This is a genomic window from Ruegeria sp. HKCCA5426, assembly GCF_013034585.1.
In the GTDB taxonomy this organism is placed as follows: Bacteria; Pseudomonadota; Alphaproteobacteria; order Rhodobacterales; family Rhodobacteraceae; genus Ruegeria.
In genome coordinates, this window is record NZ_WQGH01000007.1 from 54,155 (window position 1) to 69,323 (window position 15,169).

The window sequence follows — 15,169 nt, forward strand, 5'->3', positions numbered from 1 at the left end:
GGTCAGGCGGCATATGCGTTGTCTGATTTTGACAGCAAAGTCAGATCAAGCGGCCTTTTTGGGCTGGCTCCGGCAAGGATGAGTGTTCCAGCCAAAATCCCAAGGTTTTTGACAAAATTCTGAACCTCATGCTGGCCTTGGACACCTTCAAAATTCCAAAAGTCATGCAGGCAAAAGTTCACCAAAAGGATATAGGCAACAAGGCCAAAACTGGCCGCGCGAACAAAACGATTGAACAGTAGCAAAAGCGCACCGGCAACATTGGCAACTCCGGCCACAACCAGCAACGGCACTGGCGCGGGGACGTTATGCTGCTGCATCAGCGCAACATGCATATCAAAAGCAGCGAACTTCATCAGTCCGGGGATGAGGAAATAGACGGCTAGAAGGCATCGACCAAGTGTTATGCTCATGATGTTGCGACTTCCTAAATTACGTAATTGCAAATTTTGCTAAGGTTTCCAGCCTGAATCGAAAAGACGGGACCGCTGTTCACCGCCCCGCTTTTTGATCACGAATTCACGGCTGCGATTAGTTTTTCCGCAGCGCCTTCAGATGAGGCCGGGTTCTGACCAGTGATCAGCAAGCCGTCCTGCAAGACATAGGGCGCCCAATCTTCACCACAGGAATATTCGCCCCCATTGCTTTTGAGCATATCCTCAACCAGGAATGGGACGATTTTGGTCAATTCAACTGCTTCCTCTTCCGTGTTGGTGAAACCCGTAACCTTTTTACCGGCAACCAGCGGATTGCCGTTGCCGTCTTTCACGTGTTTCAGAACGCCGGGCGCATGGCATACCAGCGAAACCGGTTTTCCAGCCGCATGGAATGCTTCGATTAAGGCAATCGACTGTGCGTCTTCGGCCAAATCCCACAACGGACCGTGCCCACCCGGATAGAAGACCGCATCAAATGTGTCATGGGCGACATCAGCCAGTTTAACGGTGTCTGCAAGTTGCGCCGTGGCATCGGCATCAGCTTCGAACCGCCGAGTCGCATCTGTCTGGAAACCTTCTTCGGCGCTTTTAGGATCAAGCGGAGGCTGACCACCCAGCGGAGATGCCAAGGTGATTTCCGCGCCAGCATCTTTGAAGACGTAGTAAGGCGCAGCCAGCTCTTCGAGCCAGAAACCGGTTTTTAGCCCGGTTTCACCGAGTTTGTAATGCGAGGTCAGTACCATCAGGATTTTCATGTTCTGCTTTCCAAGTTGGGTCAATTCAGTTGGATCGTGCATTCCACCTGCACCGCGACCGGGGGCACGCCCCCGCGTTCATCGCGGCAAAGAGGGTCTTGGGCAACTCACCTACGCCAAACTAGACCGGTCGTCTAGTAATTTATTTTTCAAATCCTTGGCCAAAAATTTTATACTTTTGCCAAATATCTCAATTCTTGGTCGACCTATTGTACGTTCGCGGCTGGAGTATTAGACTATCCGTCTATCATGGAAGCAGACCTGAACCGGGTAAGAAGGCGGGGCAGATGAATACGCGATCTAACATTGTAACCGCTGGCCAATCCCTGATCGGTCAAAAAGGTTTCAGTGCCGTTGGCCTTGCAGAAATCCTAAAAGCTGCAGGTGTACCGAAAGGCTCGTTCTATCATTTCTTCGAATCGAAGGATGCATTTGGCGTGGTATTGCTAAACGAGTACTTTGAATCCTACCATGCAAATCTGGACCATCTCTTTGCGAAACAAGGGCTTACAGCGGCTGAGATGTTGATGCTGTATTTCTCGAACTGGCGCGAAAATCAGGGCCTTGAGGATTGCGAAAGCCGGTGTCTGGCTGTGAAGCTTGGCGCGGAGGTATCGGATTTTTCCGAACCGATGCGGCGCGCATTAAAAGATGGAACAGACGGCATCATCTCTCGCCTCGCAACTGTCGTCCGAGCGGGCGTGTCAGATGGGTCCCTTCGCGTGTCTCAGACCCCCACTGCTGTGGCAGCCAGTCTGTATTACTTGTGGTTGGGGGCCAGCATCATGGTCAAGATATCCAAGTCGCATGATCCATTTGAAATTGTGCTGACAAACACACGGCAAACTCTGGGTATAGGTGTGTCTAACTAGGGGTCTGCGCACAGTTCTGGGTCTGAGGGCGGCTTACCTTTCTGCGGACGATCCTGACCTAAGGGTGCACGCCAAGAGCGGTTAAGCACAACGCTGCAAGCCCACAAGCCATTGCAAAACTGGCGACCCCGGCAGGATTCGAACCTGCAACCTGCCCCTTAGGAGGGGGCTGCTCTATCCAGTTGAGCCACGGGGCCGCGCAAGGCTCTCTCTACCTGTGTTTTTTCTGGTTGTCATGGCCTTTGCACAACAGTTGTAAATTGCGCTCTGTTCACGCTACCATTCCACAAAACAACTACGCAGGTACCCCAGTGACGACAGATACAAAACGCCCGCTTACCCTTCGTGATGTCTCTGAGGCGTCCGGCGTATCCGAGATGACGGTCAGTCGGGTATTGCGAAACCGGGGGGACGTGTCTGACGCCACCCGAACCCGGGTCTTGGCCGCTGCAAAAGAACTGGGCTATGTGCCGAACAAAATCGCAGGCGCGTTGGCATCAAGCCGGGTCAATCTGGTGGCTGTCATTATTCCATCGCTGTCCAACATGGTTTTCCCGGAAGTTCTGACAGGGATCAATCAGGTGTTGGAAGATACCGAGTTGCAACCCGTGGTCGGCGTCACCGATTACCTGCCGGAAAAAGAAGAAAAAGTTCTGTACGAGATGCTTTCGTGGCGGCCCTCAGGCGTGATCATCGCCGGGCTGGAGCACACGGACGCGGCCCGCGCCATGCTGGATTCTGCGGGCATTCCAGTGGTCGAAGTCATGGACACCGACGGTAAACCGGTGGACGCGATGGTCGGGATTTCGCACCGTCGGGCGGGGCGCGAGATGGCGCAGGCGATCCTTAAGGCTGGCTATGAACATATCGGGTTCATGGGCACCAAAATGCCGCTGGATCACCGGGCGCGTAAGCGGTTCGAAGGGTTCACCGAAGTGCTGGGCAAGCACGGCATCGAAATCGAGGATCGAGAGTTCTACTCTGGTGGCTCGGCACTGGCCAAGGGGCGCGAGATGACGCAAGCCATGCTGGAACGCTCACCTGAATTGGATTTCCTGTATTATTCCAACGATATGATTGGCGCAGGTGGCCTGCTTTACCTACTGGATCAAGGCATTGATGTGCCTGGCCAGATCGGCTTGGCTGGGTTCAATAATGTCGAGCTTTTGCAAGGTCTGCCGCGCAAGCTGGCCACGATGGATGCCTGCCGGTTGGAGATCGGGCGCAAAGCGGCCGAGATCATCGCCACGCAACTTGCCGATCCGAACGCCGAGGTCGACACCCGCGTGACCTTGACCCCCAAGATCAGCTATGGCGACACGTTGAAACGACGCTGACCTGATGGCGCTTCGTCAATTGGACAACCGAACAGCGCGGGCCGTGTTCATGGATCGGCACGCCCTTCTTGAGCCGCCGACGGGCAGCGCCAAGGGGACCGCCCTTCTGGAACTGATTCAGCGGTTGGGGTTTGTGCAGCTGGACAGCATCAACACGGTGGCTCGCGCCCATGACATGATCCTGTTTTCACGCAGGCCCAGCTATCGCGCGAAGAATCTGAAACACCTGTACGAACGCGACAGGGCATTGTTTGAACATTGGACCCATGACGCCGCGGTTATCCCCATGGAGTATTACCGGCATTGGCATCTCAGGTTTCAACGAGACGCGGATATGTTGAAGTCCCGGTGGAAGAACTGGCGCCGGGACGGGTTCGAACAGCGGTTTGAAACCGTCTTGCAGCATATCCGTGACCACGGACCAGTGTCGTCGTCAGACGTCGGCAAGGACGAAAAGAAAGGATCGGGCGGCTGGTGGGACTGGCACCCATCCAAAACCGCGCTGGAGTTCCTGTGGCGGTCCGGGGCGTTGACTGTGATTGGGCGACAGGGGTTTCAGAAACGCTATGACCTGACAGAACGTGTGATCGACGACCATCTTTGCCCCGGCAAGCTGCAGGTAGACCCGGAAGAAACCGTTGATTGGTTGTGCAATGCGGCGATGGACCGGTTGGGGTTTGCAACCTCGGGCGAACTGGCCGCGTTCTGGGACACGGTAAGCACCACAGAAACCCGGGAATGGTCTAAACAGGCTCTAATAAAAGGAGAGTTGGAGGAAATCGAAGTCACCTGTGCTGATGGAAGGACGCGCAGGATGCTCTCACGGCCCGACTCCGAAGACGTAAATCACTTGAACAAACCGCCGGGCCGTATCCGAGTGCTTAGTCCGTTCGACCCCATGCTTCGCGATCGTAACCGGGCGGAAAAGCTGTTTGGGTTTCACTACAGGATCGAGGTGTTCGTACCTGCCCCAAAGCGGACCTACGGCTACTATGTGTTTCCACTGTTGGAAGGTGACCGAATGATCGGTCGCATCGACATGAAGGCCCACCGCGACGACGACGCATTGCAAGTCAGCGCTGTGTGGCCGGAACGGTCAGTCCGTTGGTCTGCGGCACGGACGGGTCGGTTGGAATCCGAGCTCGACCGGGTGCGCAGATTCACCGATCTTGGCCGCGTAGAGTTTGCGGAAAACTGGCTAAAAGACCCTATTTAGGGTCTATTCTGCCGCAGAGAGGGTCAAGCTTATGGGTTGCAAGCCGTCAATCGTACCCGCCAGCCTGTCACCGGGTTGCACCGGCCCAACGCCCGCCGGGGTGCCCGTCATGATCAGATCACCGGGGCGCAGATGGTAATAGCCTGAAAGATGGCTGATGATTTCGTCGATCTTCCAGATCAGCTCGTGCAGCGTTGCGTCCTGACGCACATCGCCATTCACGCTTAGAACGATACGCTTGTCGTCATCCGGCGACCAATCCGCAGCGGGTGTCAGGGGGCCAAAGACTGCTCCGTTCTCAAGGTCTTTGCCCAGATCCCAGGGCCGCTGCTTGTTCCGCTCTTTTATCTGCAAGTCCCGGCGGGTCATGTCCAATGCGCAGCCATAGGCATACACGGCGTCTGCGGCCTCAACTCGGGACGCGCGAAAGACGGGTTTGCCGATCGCTACGGCCAGCTCCATCTCGTGATGAAAGTTGTCTGTCCCCGGCGGGAAGTGCACTGTGGCACCGGACAAAACCGCATTGGCTGCGGATTTCGTAAAATAGAACGGTGCTTCGCGATCAACCTCGTGGCCCATCTCGGCCGCATGCGCCGCATAGTTCCGTCCAACACAGAAAACGCGACCCAACGGGTAAGGGCTCGAAAGCCCCTCGACCGGGATTTCAAGCGGCTTTGGTAGCGAAAACGGCATAGCGACCCCTTTGTCTGGCAACAACAGCGCATCTTAGAGGACAAACCACTGGGGGCAAGCAGGTGAACCGCCTGTTGAAAATGGCGACCTAAGTTCAGAAGCCCGAGAAAGGGCTAAAGGTCATGCAGCTCGTTCAACAGGTCCAGCAATGCCTCGTGCCGCTTTTGGCCCAGTTGGTCTTTTATTTCTTCTGCAAGACGTATCATCACTTCGATATTGTCCTGAATAATCCGCTCACCCTGCGCCGTGACCTCGACAATCTGACGGCGCTTGTCGCCGGGATTAACCCTGCGCCGGATCAAACCCTTGGCTTCCAGTTTTTGCAATATCCGCGTGAGGCTGGGCAGCAGAAGACAGGCGCGCTCGGCGATACGTGTCGGCTCCTGTGAGCCTTCCTCTTGCAGGACACGCAGGACACGCCATTGCTGTTCAGTCACGCCAGCATCTGACAGCATTTTGCGAATGGGGCCCATGACACGCTCCCGCGCCCGCAGCAATGCTATGGGCAATGAGCGTGACGTAAGTGGAAAGTCATTGGGCATAAGGAATCTTGGACGAAATCTCATCAGACTGCAACTCAGCCGAAGTCTATTAAATACGCCTTATTCAGAGACTGATTCAGATTATTGATGAGCGCTAACGCGATGGGCTCAGCGCGAACCGTTATGGGCGGTGATCTGCCATGCGCTTTTGGGCTGGTCAAACTCGGAACCACTGGGAATGATGCTCACAAGGTTCGATCACCGCACTTGCCACATCACTGATGAAAAGGTTCCAACATGCCCGCCCCTTCAAACACCTTTAAGCTGGCTTTGCAAAATGGCGACAGATTGATCGGCTGTTGGAGCAGCTTTGCCGAGGCCGTCACGGCCGAAATCATGGGTACGGCCGGGTTCGACTGGCTGGTGATTGACGGAGAACATGCGCCAAACGACATCCGGTCTGTGCGCGATCAACTCATGGCGTTGTCGTCCAGTCCCACCCATCCCGTTGTCAGGGTACCCGTGGGCGACACCGCATTGATCAAGATGGTTCTGGACGCCGGGGCGCAGACCATTCTTGTTCCCATGGTTGAATCCGCGCAACAGGCGCAGGAACTGGTGCGCGCCTGCCGCTATCCACCACAGGGCGTGCGGGGGGTCGGGGCCATGGCGTCACGCGCGACGATGTATGGAACGACCACCGATTACATCCAGACTGCGGACACCCAGATTTGCCTGCTGGTTCAGGTTGAAAATCGCGCCGGAATCGAGGCTCTGGACGAGATTCTGAAGGTTGAGGGCGTCAGCGGCGTGTTTATCGGACCTGCGGACCTGTCCACGGATATGGGCCATCAGGGTGACAGTACCGCACCCGAAGTCCGTGCCGTAATTGCCGATGCCATGACGCGGATCAGGGCTGCGGGCAAGGCTCCGGGCATTCTGGGCACGACGGACGAGGCCAGTCAGGCCTATCTGGATATGGGCGCGCAGTTTCTGGCGGTTGGCATTGATGTCATGTTGCTGACCCGGGCTGCACGCGCACTGGCTGCACAATGGAAAGGGAAATAACGCCTCAGCCCTGCATGGCGGCTGCCGCTTGCGCGTAACCTCCGGATGCGCCGTCAATAAAATGAACGTGGTCGTCGCGCGTGGCCGAGGGGACAAAACAGGTCATCATCGCCTCATCTTGCGCATGCAGACCATAGCGGATCTTTCCCTGACCACGGGCCTGTTCGAGCATTATTCGGATTTGCGATAGCGTCGCCTCGTCGCAATCCAGTGTCATCTTCAATCCGTCGTCGAACTTCCGGTAATCCGCGTTACGGCTGACCATTTGTTGATAGTGTTCGGGCTGGAAGTCACCCATGGGTCGCCCGACCTTGAACAAGAGGTAAATCAGCAGATTTTGTGCCAGCAACCCAAGTTTTTGCAAGGTGAGATTGCGACCCCGTCGCGACACATGCGCGTCGATATCCAACCCCGGCGGAGGCCAATTCATTGGCGGACCGTTCACAGGTACAGGATGTCCCGCCCGCTCTAACCCTTCTGAGGCGACCAGAACGGATTGCGCCAAATCCGCAAAATCGCTCTCGGTCGCTTGCGCAGTCGGCTCGATCACCAAAGACACGATCTGACCATGGGCCGCCCTGATGTTTGACCAGCGACAGGACAGGCCCGTTAGATCCGGTTGCGCGCCCGGTTCCGCGACAGTCACAGCAAACGCACCCGCTTTCATCTGCGCCTCGGCCCAGGCCAACCCACCCCCCGAGAACATGGCATAGTCCACGCCATCGGACGGCGCGTAGCGGGCGACACGCAAATCCCGATCCGACGCCCGGATTTCGGCAACGGGCATCAACGCGGCGCGCAAAGATATTCCGAATTCGTCCTCGGCCCAGCGCCGCAAGGCAGCCAACGTGGATCGGGCGTCGTCAGCCGCACTAGCGGGGACGGCAAACCCTGCGCCGTCGCCGCCAAACACATAGGGGAAGTCGCTGCCCTTCATGGCGTTGATCATGGCTGAAATAACCGCGGCGCCGACCATATTCACGGTCTTGTAGCGGCCTTTGGCAATTTCGCCCGTTGAATCGACAATATCCGCCACCCCGACGACCCAATTGTCAGGAAGGGCTGAAAACTGCACGGGGTCGGCAAGCCGGGCAAAGTCGCGCAGCAAAGGAAGACTGTCATAAAACGCGGCCTGAGCGTCTTTCATAATCGCCTCGATCAGAAATCACCTCTTAGGGTAGTGCGATTGCGGTTGCTGTCCCGTGAAATCGTCACGACACACGTGCTTGTGTGCGGCGATTGTACGTGCCAATCAGGGGCGGTCAGCCGTTGGGGAAGAGGGGCGATACATGAAGGCAGGATTAGTGGTGTTGTGCCTGGGCTATGTGCTCAGCCAGTTTTTTCGTGCTTTCCTTGCCGTTCTCAGTGTCGATCTTGGCCGCGACATAGGGGCCACACCCGAGGACCTAGCCTTTGCCTCGGGCCTTTGGTTTTTGATCTTTGCCGCCATGCAGCTTCCAGTGGGTTGGGCGCTGGATCGGGTCGGCCCGCGCCTGACGGCCGCCGCACTATTACTGATCGGAGGTGCCGGTGGGGCTGCATTGTTCGCAATCGCTTCTACGCCCTTCCACGTTGCCATCGCGATGGGGCTGATCGGGGTTGGCTGTTCACCGGTCCTGATGGCGTCTTATTACATCTTCGCGCGTGAGTTTCCCCCGGCGCGCTTTGCGACGCTGGCCGCGCTGATGCTGGGTGTCGGGTCAGTGGGTAATTTGGTGGCCTCATATCCCACCGCACTTGCCGTCGAATTGATGGGCTGGCGCGCAACCATGTGGGTGCTGGCGTTGTTCTCAGGCGCGATTGCGCTGGGTATTCTGACCACCGTGCATGACCCCAAACGGGTTGAAACAGACCACAAGGGTTCGGTTCTGGACCTAGTGAAACAGCCCGCTTTGTGGGCGATCCTGCCGCTGATGCTGGTGGCCTACGCGCCTTCGGCGGCTACGCGCGGGCTTTGGGCCGGACCTTACCTGAGCGATATCTTCGCCCTCAGCACCACGCAAATCGGCACGGCGACGCTGATCATGGGGGCCGCCATGATTGCCGGGACCTTTACCTATGGGCCGCTCGACCGGATTTTAGGCACGCGGAAATGGGTGATCTTTGGCGGCAATGCGCTGGGGGTGATCGCTTTGTCACTGCTGTGCCTGTGGATCGACAACAGCGTCTGGGTGTCCATCGTATTGATTTCGGTCATTGGCTTTGTGGGGGCCAGCTTTCCGGTCATCATGGCGCATGGCCGCGCCTTTGTACCGCCACATCTTGTGGGCCGAGGCGTAACCCTGCTGAACCTGTTCGGGATCGGTGGCGTCGGCTTCGCGCAGTTCGTCACCGGCCGCATCCATGCGGCCACAGTGGACATCAGTCCAAGCGCACCCTACACAACGATATTCGGCTTTTTCGCGGTCACGCTTGCCATTGGCTGCGTGATCTATCTATTCAGCCGGGACAGCGTCGACTGACGCTGAAACCGTCAGGAGCAACCATGTCCGACCCGCGCGTTATCGCCCCCAATCTGAAACGCAGGCTTTCAGGCGTAACGGCGACGATTGCGCGGTTGGTGCCGTTGCAAGTGCAGTGGATCGACATAGCCGCCACCGGCCCCGGCCTGCCTGCCGACATTCCGCATATCCCGCTGAGCCGCCTGCCCTTTTTGTCGCGTAAAACCCTGCGTGTCTGGCATGCGCGCCGCAACACCGAGATGCTGTTGGGTCTGTTCCTGCGCAACATCCTGCGCCTGCGGTTGAAGCTGCTATTCACCAGCGCCTCGCAGCGCAGCCATTCGGGCTATACCAAATGGCTAATCGGCAAGATGGACGCCGTGGTGGCCACCTCGCGCAAGACCGCCGGGTATCTGGACCGGGACGCGCAGGTCATCATGCATGGCATCAACCTGCAGGATTTCACCCCGCCCGAGGATAAGGCGGCGGTTCGTACCCGCTTGGGTCTGCCGGATGGTCTGTTGCTGGGCTGCTATGGCCGCATCCGCCAACAGAAAGGCACCGACGCTTTTGTCGATGCGATGATCGAGCTGTGTGGCCAGTTCGATGACGTCCACGGCATCGTCATGGGCCGCGCCACAGAAAAGCACACCGCCTTTTTGGCCGAGCTGACAGACAAGGTCGCGGCAGCGGGCCTGTCCGACCGCATCCTGTTCATGCCCGAAGTCACCGTCGACCAGATCGCCGAATGGTATCAGGTTCTGGACCTGTTCATCGCGCCCCAGCGGTGGGAAGGATTCGGCCTGACCCCGCTGGAGGCGATGGCCTGCGGCGTGCCCGTCGTGGCCACCGATGTCGGAGCGTTCTCGGAAATCGTCACCGACCCTACGCTGGGCCGTATCATCCCGCCGGGCGACATCCCCGCCATGGTGGACGCCAGCGCCCAAATGCTGAAAAACCATGATTCCCTCACCCAATCCGGCCGCGCCGCCCGTGCCCATGTCGAACAGAATTTCGACATCAACGGCGAAGCAAAGACCCTTGTTGCCCTCTACGAACGGCTTCTGACCGAAAACTGAGGCGATGCGCCGCGTCAAATCGGTGTCATTGGGTGAAATATGCCCCGAAAACTCTTTTTTCTTTGCTGCAACGCGGCTATGAACGCGCGTCCTTAACTTTGGAGACATGAAATGGGCTATCGCGTCGTTGTCGCCGGCGCCACGGGTAACGTGGGCCGCGAAATGCTGAACATCCTGGCGGAACGCCAGTTCCCCGTCGATGAACTTGCTGTTCTGGCAAGCCGTCGTTCGCTGGGAACCGAAGTAAGCTTTGGCGACAAGACACTGACCACCCAGGACATCGACACCTTCGACTTCACCGGCTGGGACATGGCGCTGTTCGCCATCGGCTCGGACGCGACCAAAGTCTACGCGCCCAAGGCGGCCGCTGCGGGTTGTGTGGTGATCGACAACAGCTCGCTCTATCGCTACGACCCGGACATTCCGCTGATCGTGCCGGAATGTAACCCTCAGGCGATCCACGACTATAAAAACAAGAACATCATCGCCAACCCCAACTGCTCGACCGCGCAGATGGTTGTCGCGCTGAAGCCGCTGCATGACCGCGCCAGGATCAAGCGCGTTGTCGTCTCGACCTATCAGTCGGTTTCGGGCGCGGGTAAAGACGGCATGGATGAGCTTTGGGATCAGACCAAAGCCATCTACAACCCCACCACCGAGGTTGAGCCGAAGAAGTTCCAGAAACAGATCGCCTTCAACGTCATTCCGCAGATCGATGTCTTCATGGAAGACGGCTCGACCAAGGAAGAGTGGAAGATGGTTGTGGAAACCAAAAAGATCGTCGATCCGTCGATCAAGGTCACCGCGACCTGCGTCCGCGTTCCGGTGTTCGTCGGCCACTCTGAGGCTGTGAATATCGAGTTCGAGGAATTCCTGGACGAGGATGAGGCCCGCGACATCCTGCGCGAGGCCCCAGGCATCATGGTGATCGACAAGCGCGAAGACGGCGGCTACGTCTCGCCGATCGAATGCGCGGGCGATTTCGCCACGTTCATCAGCCGCATCCGTCAGGATTCGACCATCGAGAACGGCATCAACCTGTGGTGCGTTTCGGACAACCTGCGCAAAGGCGCGGCCCTGAACGCTGTGCAGATCGCCGAACTGCTGGGCCGTGAGGTTCTGAAAAAGGGCTGAGGTCAAACTGGCTGGAAAAACAAAGGGTCAACCATGGGTTGGCCCTTTTTTGTTGTCCACCAATGGCCCCAGCCAAATCGAACACGGCTAGGAAAAAAATTTCATCAAGGCCCCGCCTGGGAAATACCCGATGAAACACATTGCGATGAACCAAGCGAACCGGGGGCGTTTTCGGAATGTGAACAAAGCAAACACGCCTCCGGCAAACATGAAAATTACAAACCCGAGCGCAGTGTAGATCAGCGGAAGCAAATGAGTTAATTGTTCGAGACTGAAATTTTCGTCCGCCCCCATATCAACAATCTGCCGCGCCGTCACAGCGATTGGATACACGATGAGGGCGACGACAACGCGATACCCCTGTTCTGTGGGGCCGGTTTCGCAGACGGACGGGGGTGGTTTACGGCCGAAGCTCTGTCGGCCTGAAGCTTGCGAATATGATCACTCTGTCGCTGATCGAACATACTAGAATCCCTGAAACTCAATACACGCAAAGCGTGCAGTATGGATTGACAAAACACAAGCCGAACTAAGGTCGTTTTGGCGCAAACAGTGCTTAAAGAACCCCGACGGAGCAGCGGACCAAACCCCAACCGTCATCGACTCCGGCTGCCTTCAAAGCTGAAACGAGACGTTCAGAGAGGAACAGGAGTTTGGGAATTTTCGGATCGATCCAGATGTCGGGCCCGCCCAGTGCTTCGGGGATAACGACCAGTTTGTGCTCCCAACCCGACCTTGATAGAAAAATCTGACCAGCTAAGTTGTCCAAAGGGGCTGTCAGATCGCCCTCAGGCCCCAACGCCTCGTAATTCCCCATCGACCGCTTGTTGCACACATTCAAGATGTAATAGGGCTCATCAGTAGTTGGATGACCGGCTGGTGCTTGTAAGTTGAGATTGCAAAAATATGTCTGGTCCAAATCAAACCGTTCCAGAACAGATTTGGCTGAGTCTGACACTATTGGCAATCCACCCCCATGCATGAAATTTGGCGTCGTTTCGCCCGGCCCTGTGCCGTAGTACCAAGTTTCACCAACTTCTTCTTCAGTTAGGGGTTCACCTTTTTTTATTTTGGAGAACGCCTGCTTCAAAAGGGTTTGGTATTTTTCCGCGACCTCCGGTTGTTGGCCTGCAAGCCAATAGTTTTGGAATTCTTTCCTGATAACGCCTTTTATGGCATTTCCATTATTCCAGGTCGTAGAAATCCAAACGTGGGAAACCCGTTCGGGAAGGTCGTTTTTCGTATGCACAATCACCACCTGAAATCACTTCGATCTATGAATCGCTGAAATTTCAGACAGCTTACAGCCTCTGTGCGGATCGGAAAGACGCAAACTCACTCATTTGGGACCGATCTGCTCACAAAGCCTGTCCTTCCCCATCAAAGAACTGCAATTTCTCGGGCGCGAAATGCAGACCGATCTGCGCCCCGGCCTTGATTTCGGTATCTCCGCCAAGGCGGACGGTGACTTTTTCTTCGGTGCCGCAATCGACGATGATGAACATGTCGGCGCCAAGGTATTCGACAACCTCGACCACGCCGTCGCTGTGGCCTGTGCCCGGTTCGACCACGCTGATATGTTCGGGGCGGATGCCCAGCCGTGTCGCCTCGCCCGTCCGGTCAAATGGACCGCTGCCACCGTTTTCCAAACGGAACTGATCCCCGGCCACGGTACAGGGCAGGACGTTCATCTTTGGGCTGCCGATGAACTGCGCCACAAACAGGTTGGCCGGGCGTTCATACAGCTCGCGCGGGGTGCCGACCTGCGCGATCTTGCCGAACTCCAGCACCACGATACGGTCGGCCAGCGTCATCGCCTCGACCTGATCGTGGGTCACGTAGATCATGGTTCGGTTCAGGCTTTGATGCAGCTTGGCAATCTCATAGCGCATTTCGACCCGAAGGGCGGCATCGAGGTTGGACAGGGGTTCATCAAACAGAAACGCGGTCGGGTCGCGTACGATGGACCGACCGATGGCCACGCGCTGACGCTGCCCACCGGACAGATCCTTGGGGCGGCGCTCAAGATAAGGCTCTAACTTGAGGACTTCGGCCGCTTTTCCGACACGCTCGGCGATATCGGCCTTGGACACACCCGCCACCTTCAGCGAGAACCCCATATTCTCGGCCACGGTCAAATGGGGGTACAGAGCATAGGACTGAAACACCATCGTCAGCCCCCGTTTCGAGGGCGGGTGGTCGGTCACATCCGCCCCGTTGATCAAAAGCCCCCCGCGCGAGATATCCTCGAGCCCGCCAATCATGCGCAACAGGGTGGACTTGCCGCATCCCGAGGGGCCGACAAAGACGACAAACTCACCTTCTTGAATCTGCAGGTCGATGCCCTTGATCACCTGCACCTCGCCGAACCATTTCTCGACGCTTTTGAGTTCGATGCTGCCCATCAGTTCCTCCCTGCCCAGTGTAGCCAAACGGCGGCGGTCCATGTGAATGAATTGCCACCTGCGGGACCTCCGGTGAGCGGATCAAAATACTCGGCAAAGCCATGTCCGGCGATCAGGCGCGCGGTTTTCAGGCGCAGAGCTTCGGCTTCGACCCCGTGGCCCATTTCAGCCAGTCCAAAACCGGTCAGCATATTCATGAATGCCCATGTCGGGCCGCGCCAGTATCGGCGTTCGTCGAATTTAGGCATGTGCGGGTCATAGCTGGGAATCGGATGCGGTACTGTGGTCAGAACCGTCTTGACCCGGTCCAGCATCCGGGCCGATTCAATTCCTGCGTACCAGCACAAATAGCTTGCGTTAGAGACACTTTCTGCCCATTCGTCAGTATGCGCATCCCGCGCGTCAAACGCGCCCAGCGCCTCATTCCAAAGGGATCGCGCACCAGCCTCAAGCCGATCAATATCGGCGCTGAGACCGTCAGCCTCAAGCCCGAGATCATTGCTCACGGCCAGCAGATCGCGGGCAGCGCGCAGGGTGGTGAAGCTCATGGTCGGATCGGCCACGCGAAACGGATTCACCTCTAGCAGCTTCGCCTGATTCCATCCCGCCTCACGGCCGATATTCACCAGTTTGATGTAGCGGTCGTAGTCGTATTTCGTCGGACGGTCGGCGCTGTTGACATGGCTGGTATCACGGCGCTGATATTCACCCACGTCCGAGGCATCAATTGCCGCCATCGTATTGTCCCAGTCGGGGGCATTGTCGCGCCCGGCCTCCCACGGGTGGGTGGTGCAGACCGCGCCGTGATCGTCCAGCCGCCACGCCATGATCCAACGGTGCCAGGCCAGCATTTTGGGGAACAGCGCCCGCATCCGTTCTTTGCCTGCCACCGGGTCCATATCCAATACCCGCCGAGCCATTGTTGCCGCCAATGGAGGTTGAATGATCCCCGAAGACGGGATCGGCCCGGTTCCGCCCCACACGTCCGGTCCTGGAAAATAGCCCGGATCGGGCTTGTGAAACAGGATATGCGGGACCATGCCGTCCGCCCATTGACCCGAGAACAGCGTCTCAAGCTCAACCCATGCGCGGTTGATGTCGAACTCGGCAAAACCCAGCGCAGCAACCGCGCTGTCCCAGTTCCATTGGTAGGGATACAGTCCGCTGGTGGGGATCGTGTAGCCGCCCCTGTCATTGGCAATCAGGATATTGCGAGCCGATTCACTCGGCGTAGTATAGTAGTTCATGTC

At 57.3% G+C, this 15,169-nt stretch carries 16 protein-coding genes and 1 tRNA gene; 8 read left to right on the forward strand and 9 right to left on the reverse strand.

The window, feature by feature from the left end; genetic code table 11:
* Positions 1–2: 2 nt before the first annotated feature.
* Positions 3–413: a DoxX family protein gene (locus tag GOV87_RS12945; RefSeq protein ID WP_171123953.1), complete on the reverse strand. Its 411-nt coding sequence runs from the start codon at positions 411–413 to the stop codon at positions 3–5.
* Positions 414–511: 98 nt separating this feature from the next.
* Positions 512–1,192: a type 1 glutamine amidotransferase domain-containing protein gene (locus GOV87_RS12950; protein WP_171212176.1), complete on the reverse strand. Its 681-nt coding sequence runs from the start codon at positions 1,190–1,192 to the stop codon at positions 512–514.
* A 287-nt stretch (positions 1,193–1,479) separates the two neighbouring features.
* Between GOV87_RS12950 and GOV87_RS12955 the strand changes: the two genes are divergently transcribed.
* Positions 1,480–2,064, forward strand: a complete 585-nt coding sequence (locus tag GOV87_RS12955) for a TetR/AcrR family transcriptional regulator (RefSeq protein ID WP_171123950.1) — start codon at positions 1,480–1,482, stop codon at positions 2,062–2,064.
* Between the two features lie 120 nt (positions 2,065–2,184).
* Here the strand turns inward: GOV87_RS12955 and GOV87_RS12960 are convergent.
* Positions 2,185–2,261, reverse strand: a tRNA-Arg gene (locus tag GOV87_RS12960).
* 114 nt (positions 2,262–2,375) lie between these two features.
* Between GOV87_RS12960 and GOV87_RS12965 the strand changes: the two genes are divergently transcribed.
* Both GOV87_RS12965 and GOV87_RS12970 read left to right on the forward strand, forming a co-directional pair.
* The gene (locus GOV87_RS12965) at positions 2,376–3,401 is read left to right on the forward strand and encodes a LacI family DNA-binding transcriptional regulator (protein ID WP_171124211.1); all 1,026 of its coding nucleotides are present in this window, start codon (positions 2,376–2,378) and stop codon (positions 3,399–3,401) included.
* A gap of 4 nt (positions 3,402–3,405) precedes the next feature.
* Positions 3,406–4,617, forward strand: a complete 1,212-nt coding sequence (locus GOV87_RS12970) for a winged helix-turn-helix domain-containing protein (RefSeq protein ID WP_171212068.1) — start codon at positions 3,406–3,408, stop codon at positions 4,615–4,617.
* A gap of 3 nt (positions 4,618–4,620) precedes the next feature.
* Here the strand turns inward: GOV87_RS12970 and GOV87_RS12975 are convergent, their stop codons facing one another.
* Entirely contained in the window at positions 4,621–5,310 is a 690-nt protein-coding gene (locus GOV87_RS12975) for a fumarylacetoacetate hydrolase family protein (RefSeq protein WP_171212069.1), read from the reverse strand.
* A 113-nt stretch (positions 5,311–5,423) separates the two neighbouring features.
* Complete coding sequence (locus GOV87_RS12980) at positions 5,424–5,783, reverse strand: MarR family transcriptional regulator (protein WP_371813512.1); 360 nt, start codon at positions 5,781–5,783, stop codon at positions 5,424–5,426.
* A 306-nt stretch (positions 5,784–6,089) separates the two neighbouring features.
* Between GOV87_RS12980 and GOV87_RS12985 the strand changes: the two genes are divergently transcribed.
* Entirely contained in the window at positions 6,090–6,860 is a 771-nt protein-coding gene (locus tag GOV87_RS12985; protein ID WP_171212071.1) for an HpcH/HpaI aldolase/citrate lyase family protein, read from the forward strand.
* 4 nt (positions 6,861–6,864) lie between these two features.
* Here the strand turns inward: GOV87_RS12985 and GOV87_RS12990 are convergent, their stop codons facing one another.
* Positions 6,865–8,007 (reverse strand): DUF3095 domain-containing protein, encoded by a 1,143-nt coding sequence (locus tag GOV87_RS12990; RefSeq protein ID WP_171212072.1) that lies wholly within the window; start codon positions 8,005–8,007, stop codon positions 6,865–6,867.
* A 142-nt stretch (positions 8,008–8,149) separates the two neighbouring features.
* On the opposite strand from GOV87_RS12990, the gene GOV87_RS12995 reads away from it, so the two are divergent.
* The 4 genes from GOV87_RS12995 to GOV87_RS13010 all read left to right on the forward strand — a co-directional run bounded on the left by GOV87_RS12995 (position 8,150) and on the right by GOV87_RS13010 (position 11,940).
* Positions 8,150–9,322: an MFS transporter gene (locus GOV87_RS12995; protein WP_171212073.1), complete on the forward strand. Its 1,173-nt coding sequence runs from the start codon at positions 8,150–8,152 to the stop codon at positions 9,320–9,322.
* A gap of 23 nt (positions 9,323–9,345) precedes the next feature.
* Positions 9,346–10,380 (forward strand): glycosyltransferase family 4 protein, encoded by a 1,035-nt coding sequence (locus GOV87_RS13000; protein ID WP_171212074.1) that lies wholly within the window; start codon positions 9,346–9,348, stop codon positions 10,378–10,380.
* A 111-nt stretch (positions 10,381–10,491) separates the two neighbouring features.
* The gene (locus GOV87_RS13005; RefSeq protein ID WP_171124196.1) at positions 10,492–11,514 is read left to right on the forward strand and encodes an aspartate-semialdehyde dehydrogenase; all 1,023 of its coding nucleotides are present in this window, start codon (positions 10,492–10,494) and stop codon (positions 11,512–11,514) included.
* A gap of 261 nt (positions 11,515–11,775) precedes the next feature.
* Entirely contained in the window at positions 11,776–11,940 is a 165-nt protein-coding gene (locus tag GOV87_RS13010; protein ID WP_171212075.1) for a hypothetical protein, read from the forward strand.
* Positions 11,941–12,070: 130 nt separating this feature from the next.
* On the opposite strand, the gene GOV87_RS13015 is transcribed toward GOV87_RS13010, so the two are convergent.
* The 3 genes from GOV87_RS13015 to GOV87_RS13025 all read right to left on the reverse strand — a co-directional run bounded on the left by GOV87_RS13015 (position 12,071) and on the right by GOV87_RS13025 (position 15,166).
* Entirely contained in the window at positions 12,071–12,763 is a 693-nt protein-coding gene (locus GOV87_RS13015) for an imm11 family protein (protein WP_171212076.1), read from the reverse strand.
* A 109-nt stretch (positions 12,764–12,872) separates the two neighbouring features.
* A complete protein-coding gene (locus GOV87_RS13020) occupies positions 12,873–13,919 on the reverse strand; it encodes an ABC transporter ATP-binding protein (protein ID WP_171212077.1) in 1,047 nt (348 codons plus the stop codon).
* Positions 13,919–15,166, reverse strand: a complete 1,248-nt coding sequence (locus GOV87_RS13025; RefSeq protein ID WP_371813513.1) for a hypothetical protein — start codon at positions 15,164–15,166, stop codon at positions 13,919–13,921. Before GOV87_RS13025 ends, GOV87_RS13020 begins: the two co-directional genes overlap by 1 nt.
* Positions 15,167–15,169: the final 3 nt, after the last annotated feature.